Source organism: Parafrankia irregularis (genome assembly GCF_001536285.1).
Lineage (GTDB): Bacteria > Actinomycetota > Actinomycetes > Frankiales > Frankiaceae > Parafrankia > Parafrankia irregularis.
In genome coordinates this window covers 370200-377270 of sequence record NZ_FAOZ01000006.1, presented here as the reverse complement: position 1 = coordinate 377270, position 7071 = coordinate 370200, and the positions used below count along the sequence as shown (strand labels likewise).

The 7071-nt window shown below is 70.4% G+C and carries 7 protein-coding genes; all 7 read right to left on the bottom strand.

The features are described from left to right. Positions 1-24 precede the first annotated feature (24 nt). Complete coding sequence (locus tag AWX74_RS12720; RefSeq protein ID WP_091275493.1) at positions 25-363, bottom strand: hypothetical protein; 339 nt, start codon at positions 361-363, stop codon at positions 25-27. Then, complete coding sequence (locus tag AWX74_RS12715; RefSeq protein WP_091275490.1) at positions 360-800, bottom strand: YbaB/EbfC family nucleoid-associated protein; 441 nt, start codon at positions 798-800, stop codon at positions 360-362. Before AWX74_RS12715 ends, AWX74_RS12720 begins: the two co-directional genes overlap by 4 nt. Before the next feature lie 145 nt (positions 801-945). Further along, on the bottom strand, positions 946-3975 hold the full coding sequence (locus AWX74_RS12710; RefSeq protein ID WP_091275487.1) for a hypothetical protein: 3030 nt from the start codon (positions 3973-3975) through the stop codon (positions 946-948). Positions 3976-3978: 3 nt separating this feature from the next. After that, a complete protein-coding gene (locus AWX74_RS40700) occupies positions 3979-4512 on the bottom strand; it encodes a hypothetical protein (protein WP_091275484.1) in 534 nt (177 codons plus the stop codon). A 196-nt stretch (positions 4513-4708) separates the two neighbouring features. After that, positions 4709-5005: a WXG100 family type VII secretion target gene (locus tag AWX74_RS12700; RefSeq protein ID WP_091275481.1), complete on the bottom strand. Its 297-nt coding sequence runs from the start codon at positions 5003-5005 to the stop codon at positions 4709-4711. A gap of 123 nt (positions 5006-5128) precedes the next feature. Further along, positions 5129-5449 carry a WXG100 family type VII secretion target gene (locus AWX74_RS12695; RefSeq protein ID WP_091275478.1) on the bottom strand — a complete coding sequence of 107 codons (321 nt, stop codon included), beginning with the start codon at positions 5447-5449 and terminating at the stop codon, positions 5129-5131. A gap of 103 nt (positions 5450-5552) precedes the next feature. Further along, positions 5553-7070: a type VII secretion protein EccB gene (gene eccB / locus AWX74_RS12690; RefSeq protein WP_091275473.1), complete on the bottom strand. Its 1518-nt coding sequence runs from the start codon at positions 7068-7070 to the stop codon at positions 5553-5555. Position 7071 lies beyond the last annotated feature (1 nt).

The following is a 7071-nucleotide window of genomic DNA, read 5'->3' as shown; positions in this document are numbered from 1 at the left end:
CGTCTCGCAGCCCGTCCCTGCAGGTCAGCCGCGTGCGCCGCCGCCGGACCAGCTTCCGGCGGAGTGGGTGGCGTCCGCCTCGGTCGTCTCGCCGATGGTGTGCACGGCATCGAGGCGGTCGCCCTGCACACCGATCGCCTCACCGAGCGAGTCGTAGATCTTGCCGAAGTACTTCATCAGCTGTTTGAACATGGCATAGGACAGCTTGGACACCTCGTCGTGCGCGTCCCTGGCGAAGTTGTGCTGCGCGATTCCCTCGGCGAGCTCCTCCCCGAACGCGAGGAAGGCCTCGCGGAAGTCGGCGAGCATCGGCACCTTCTCGGCGAGCTCGTCGCCGTCGAACTGGATCTGCTCTCCGCTCATGACCAGTGCCCGTTCCGGTCCGCGACGGGTGCTGCGCCGCTGTCCGGCATGTTCCTGGTGAACATGCCGAGCAGTTCCTCGACCAGCTCCTCGGAGGTGTCGACCTCGCCCAGCCGGCCGATGGGGGACGGCAGGTCCAGCATCAGGTCCTGCAGGCCGGCCAGGGCGATGCTCCGGGCGCCGGTACGGGCCTGCTCGATGGTCTTCACCAGCAGGTCGGCGAGCTCCGCGGGCGCCAGGTCGCGGTAGCCGTCCCCCCGGAAGGAGATCGCGGTGATCTCCCCGTCGCCGCTCGCGGTGACCGTCAGCAGCTTGCCGCGGTCGCTGGCCTGATGGCGCACGGCGGCGCCCTCGCGCCGGATGCGGGCCGTCACCTCCTCGGTGCGTGCCAGCTCGGCCCGTGCGGCCTCCAGCAGGCTCTCGTCGAACAGTCCCACGCCGTGCTCCTCCCTCTACCAACCTGCCGGACAGTTGCCGATGCATGCCGGGCTGCTCTGTCGATGAGCGGCTGCCGGCCGGTGGTGACCGGCCGGCAGCCCTCCTGCCGTTCCCGTGACCTGCCGCGGGAGCGGGTGAGTGAGATCAGCGGCCGCGGCGGATGCGGTCCCGCCCGGGGGCGGCCGGTGCCGGCGCGCTGGTGGTCCGTCCTGTGCCCTCCTCGGCGGGGGTGGCCTCCCGGCCGACGACCGCCGGCGCACACTCCGGATCGGTGCCCCAGACCTCCTCGTCCTCGGTCAGCCAGGTGTTGCGCTGCCGGTCCCGCCCGCCGGCCCCGGCCCCGGCTCCGGCGCCGCCCATGCCCATTGGCATGAAGGGCATGCCGCCGCCGGTGGCGCTGGCGGGGGCGGTGCCACCGACGGCGTCGAGCGCGGCGACCCCGCTCGCGGCCAGGCTGCTGCCCAGGCCTGTGCCTCCGAGACCTGAGCTGGCGAGGCCCGAGGAGCCGAGGCCCGAGGTGCCGAGGCCTGAGGTGCCGAAAGACGCGCCGGAAGCAAGACCCGCGACGTCGCCGTGGGGAATGCTCGGAACAAGAGCCGAGGCATCGCCCAGGTCCACCCCGTTCGTCCCGAACCCGCTGGTGACCCCGAAGCCGCTGGTGGACGCGTCGGGAAGGGTCTGGAACAGGGGCTGACGGATGTCGCCGACGTTGACACCGGAGTCGAAGGTCGGCGTGGTGACGTCGAGCCCGTCGATCTGGGTGGGGAAGGCGGAGGTGGGAGCGCTGAGGTCGGGCACGTTCAGGCCGTTCAGGCCGCTGGTCACGCCTGACTGGGACACGAACGGTGTCTGCGCGCCGGCGAGGCCCTGTCCGGACTGAACCAGACCGGACTGCTGCAGCGCACCGAGCTGCTGCTGGCTGAGCGGGACGGAGTCGAGCAGCCCGGCGTCGTTCAGCGCCTGTAGCTGGGTCGGGTTCAGGTCGCCCAGCGTGCCGATGCCCTGGGACGTGGGGCCGAGCAGGCCGTCGGCGCGCAGCTGGCCGAGCTGGTCGGCGGTGATCGGCACGTTGTCGAGCAGGCCGGAGGACCCGAGCTGGGTGAGCTGCGCCGGGCTCAGGTCACCCAGGTTGTTCAACGTGGCGGGCGATGGGTCGAGCAGCCCGCTCACGCCCAAGGCCTCAAGGCCGGACGACGTCAGCGGGACGTCGTCCAGGAGGCCGCGTGCCTGGAGCTCCTTCAGCTGCGCCGGGCTGAGCTCACCGAGAGTGGTGGCGTCGGTGTCGAGACCCGCCTCCCGCAGGGCGGCGGACTGCGCCGGGGTCAGTCGTGTTCCGCTCAGCAGGCCGGCCTGCTGGAGCGCCCCGAGTTGCTGAGTGTTCAGATCGCCGAGATCGGACAGCCCGGACGAGCCGAGCCCGCTGGTGACGCCCGCGATCGGTGGCATGGGCAGGAGTTCGTAGCCGCCGCCGGTTCCGCCCGCGCCGGTTCCACCCAGTCCGCTGAGATCACCGAGGCCGTTGGTGGAGCCGCTTCCACCGCCGAGATTCTGCGGCATGGGCAGGAGCTCGTAGCCACCGCCGGTTCCGCCCCCGCCGGGCCCGCCCAGTCCACCGAGGCCGTTGTTCGCGCCGGACGCGCCGAGATTCTCGTAGAGCTTGTCTAGCTCCTTGTTGACGCCGTTGTTGAGATTCTTGACCTGGTCGTTGATGTTCTTGTTGACGTCGTCGAGAGAGTCGTTGTATTTCCCGGTGATCCCGCTGAGCTCCTTGTTGATCTCCTCCTTGAGCTTGTTCAGGTCATCGTAGATCTTGGTGGCGTTCTCGTTCGCCCCGCCGGCGACCAGATTGATCCTGTCGTTCAGGTCCTTGAGGGCCTTGTTGATCTCTTCCTCGAGGCTGTCCAGGTATTTGTCGAGATCCTGGTTCCCCAGCCCCCCGGCGAGCTCCGTGGTCTTCGGCGGCCGGGGCGGACGGGGCGGTGGCATACGGCCCAGCCTGACGGCGGTCTGTGCCGCGGCGAACTTCGCGACCATGTCCTGCGCCTTGTCCAGACTCGGCTTGAAACTGCTCTGGACGCGGTCGGCCCACGCCTTGCGCACGTCGATGTCCGCCGCTATCCACGACGGTTGCCGGAGAACAGCGTATTCGGTGGTCAGGCCGCTCCACTCGGGAAACCGGATGTACATCTCCCGCCATCCGTGGAGGTAGCCCTCGCCGCCGCGTATACGCCCCGTCTCCCACAGGCCACCGGAATGGTTCCGGTTTCCTTCGAGCGAGTATCCGCCTGGATCCCAGGTCTCGTACACCTGTGAGTTGTTGAACAAGGCGACGATCAGATCCCAGGGTTGCACCCACACCTTGGGCGGTCCGCCGATGGGCGGGCGGCCATCCCCGACATTTTCTCCCATCCAGTATTTCCGGTCCAGATCGAGCTGGTGGACGAACGCCGCCGCGCTCCCGACCGCGTCGCTTATCGGCGTCAGCCATGTCTTCGACTGGTCGAGAACGTCGGTGAGGCCGGCCTGCGCCGCGAGGACCCGGTTCCGGAACGCCTCCGCGGCCGACCCGGCGAAATTGTCCTTCTTCGTATCAATGCGGGCGATGTCGTTGTCAAGGTCGGCGAAGACGGCGCCCGCCCATTCCCCGATGCCTTTCAGAGCCAGCCCTACCTCGCCCAGGGTGTCCGGATCGAAGTGGGTTCCGGGCCCGGCGAGGTTCGGGAGGGTCTCCGATACGGCCTTCCAGGCCTTCCCGACGTCGAGGAGTGCGTTGCTGGCGGTGTCCGCGGTGGTCGAGTTCCGTTCGCCACCTGCCGACGGGTCCCGTGCGCCGACCCAGACGGTGAGGTATTCGGCATGTGTGTTGTTGTCACCCTCCATCCACCGCCAGAAGGTAAGCGCGTTCTTGTGGAAACCCGGCTTCCAGCTGCCGCCGGCGTGGTAGCCCTCCACACGTTCGTCGGGGATCAGCCAGGCGGGCCCGGTGGCTCGCACGGTGTCGGGCCGCAGGCCGGCGTCGACGGACCCGCCGGCGGTTGAGGGGGCGGCGGTCGAGCTGGTCGTCGACGATGCGCCCGGGGATCCGGCGAGGCTTAGGGTGGCACCGCTGCCCGATCCCAGGGTGTACCCGAGGACGTTCTGCAGGATGTCCTCGATCTTCCCGGCGATGGCCATAGCTCAGGCTCCGGTCGTGCTGGAGGTCGTGCCCGAACCCGTGCCGCCCGTGCCTCCCGAACCCGCACCCGTACCTCCCACGCCCGTGGCGCCGACGCCCGTGTAGCCGGTGCCGGTGCCTGCGCCGCCTAGGCCTGTCGTGCCTGCACCAGTGGTCGACGACTCGCCGGGCATGTAGGAGCTGAACTCGCCCGCGGTCATGGTCGTGACGTTCTCGCCCTCGGTCCTCTCGGCCTCCTCCAGGAGGTACTCCAGGCCCCAGCGCAGGTTCGTCGCGTGGGTGTAGAGGTTGTTCACCCGTTCGACGAGGTTCTGCCGCACCAGCTCCACTCCCTGCGCGAGGCCGACCGCCTCGGTGAAGCCGGAGCCGCCGAGCCGCAGCGGGAAGGCGGTGCCGAGGCTCACCGCCGTGGTGGATTGGGGGGTCCACTTGTAGTAGTTCATCCGCAGGTCGATGTCAGTGAGCAGTGCCTGGTACTCGCCTTTGAGTCGCTTGAGCGTGGCTTCGTCGACGACGATGGTGAACTCATCACCCACGGATGTCTCCCTGTGCGCTGTGTGGTGTGCCCCATGTGGTTGCCGAGTGATGGGTGGCCGGCGGTCGGAGGCCACCGAGGTGCTCGGGCCTATGTGTTCCAGGCGGCCGCAACAATGCGTCCTGCGTCGGTGCCGGCACCGCGGATTCCCGGTGCCGGCACCGACGCAGGGGCGCCCGGGCCGGTGGCGCCTTGACTCAGACCAGCCCGCCGAAGACCGCGGCGCTGCGGTTGTCGCCCAGCACGTACTGGTTGTGGATTTCCTCGAGCTTTGCCTTGCCGATGACGAGGGAGGCTTCCATCTCCTGCTGCCCGGTGTTCCAGTACTGCTGGGCCGTCGCGTAGTTGTCCGGCGCGGCGCCGGAGTTCATCTGCGCGAACTTCGTGACGCTGGTCATCAGCTGGTTCAGCGACTCCCGGATCCTGCCGGTGACGAAATCCAGTTCGGCCGCGGTGTCCAGAGCGCCGTTCGGGTTGAACTGATAGGTGGCCATCACTGCCTCACAGGGGTTGTGGTGGACGGATGTCCGGTGCCCGGGTTCGGGGAACCGGAGAACGGGAGGAGGGGATCCGGATCAGAGGTCCGGAAATCCCGTACACCGGCAGGCCCGCGAGCCTCAGGTGAGGCCCTCCGCCCAGCCCGAACCGATCATGGCGTTGTTGTCCTCGACGCTGGTCGTGGTGTTCGCGTAGACGACCATCGACTCGTTCAGCATGTTCAGGCCCTGCTGAACCTTGTTGAAACCGGCCTGCCAGCCACTGAGCGCGTCGCGGTACTTGGCGGCCGCGACGCCCTGCCATCCGGCGGGGCTGAAGAGCTGCGAGGCCGCGGAGTCGATGGCGTTCTGGATGGCGGCGCATTCGTCCTGGCAGTTGTCGAACGCTGTGATCATCGCGACGGTGCTGGCTTCGTCGGAGATGAGAGCGGGATTGGGCATGACGCTGCCTCTCTGCTGGCGGCACTGGATCTTCTGACGGTGTGGCGGTGAGTGGCGGTGGTGAGAGGAGTGGGCGCGACGGGACGGGGCGGGCTCGTTCGGGCTAGGAGACGGGCGGGCTCGTGATGGACCGGGCGGCGGAACCGGGCGCGGCGACGGAACCGGCCGCGGGCGGGTGCTGCGCTGCCTCCGGGCCGGTGCCTTCCGCGGACGCTGTGGTCGTGCCTTGCGCGGACCCTGCGGTCGTGCCTTCGGGGGACTCGGCGGTCGTGTCTTCCGCGGGCACGGTGAGACGGGGTCCGACGGGCAGCAGCGGCAGCAGCTGCCAGGGGCTGGCGACGGCCTGGCCCGCGCTGTAACCCAGCGCGCGCATCGCGCGCCCGCTGAGCGGGTACGCCGTTCCGCTGCCGTCGACGAACACGCCGGTCACCGCGTCGAGGCCGGTCGCGCCGGGCGGGACGGGCTGCGCGATGACCAGGGCACCACCGCCGGCCGCGACGCGCACCGCGACACCCCGGTCCGTGACGCTGCCGGGTACGGGTGGGGTCGGTGCCGTCACGACGTCCAGCGGTGCTCGGGGGGCCGCGCCGCCCGACTCGACGCAGACCGCCTGATCCGGCATGAGGTAGCGAACGACCGGTGGCTGGGCCGGGAGGGCGTCCCAGGGCGCGGGCACCATGCTTCTCGGTCCGCTGGCGAGATCGGCGGGGGTCAGCTCCTGGGGCGGGGTGCCGCCGGCCTCGGCGCGGGCGAGCGCGAACTGCACCGGGGTGAGCACCGCCAGCCCGCCGGACAACATCATGTAGCGGGTGGTCGTCCCGCCGTCGATGACGGAGGTGAACAGATCACCGACCCTGCTGGGCCGCCCGCTGATGGCCCAGCCCGGCGAGCCCCGGCCGTCGACGGCCGGCGGGCCCAGTTCCGGCCCCGCCGGCACCAGCGCCAGCCAGACCGGGTCGACCGGGGTCGGCCGCACATCGCCGAAGCCGAGCACGTCGGCAACCCAGGGGCGGGTCAGCCGCAGCCGCTGCCCGCGCCATATCAGGTGGGTGCTGCCGCCGGCGGAGACGAGCAGTGCCTCCCGGGTGCCCGGGCGGTCCGGCTGCGGTGCCGCCGCGACACCGATATCGAGGACGGCGGCGGGCCCCGCCCCGCTGCCCGGGCCGGAGCAGACCCGCCAGACCCCGCGGTTGAGGGCGCCGGCGGCGGGCAGCAGGTCGGGCCCGCCGTCGATCCCGATCGGCGTGCCGCGGGGCGTGCCCTTCAGCCGGGACGCCGGCACGACCTGGGGGGTGACGACCCCGCCGGTCAGCAGCCGCGCCGAAGCGATGTTGGGCACGGGGCGCAGCTCCCCGTCCAGGAGCAGGAAGCGGCTGCCGGTGCCCTTCTCGATGATCAGGGTCCTGGGATTGCGCCACTCGGTCGACCCCGAGCCGGAGATCAGTGCCCAGAGTGCGACGACCCCGAGAACCACGGCGGCCAGGACTGTGCCGCCGACCAGGCCGCGGACGTCGCGGCGCCCCAGCGGGTCGAGGGTGTCGGGGTCGGCGCGCACCAGCGCCGCCGACAGGCGGGTCAGCAGGTAGCGCTGGGCGTCGACCTGGTCGCGGCGGGACTGCATG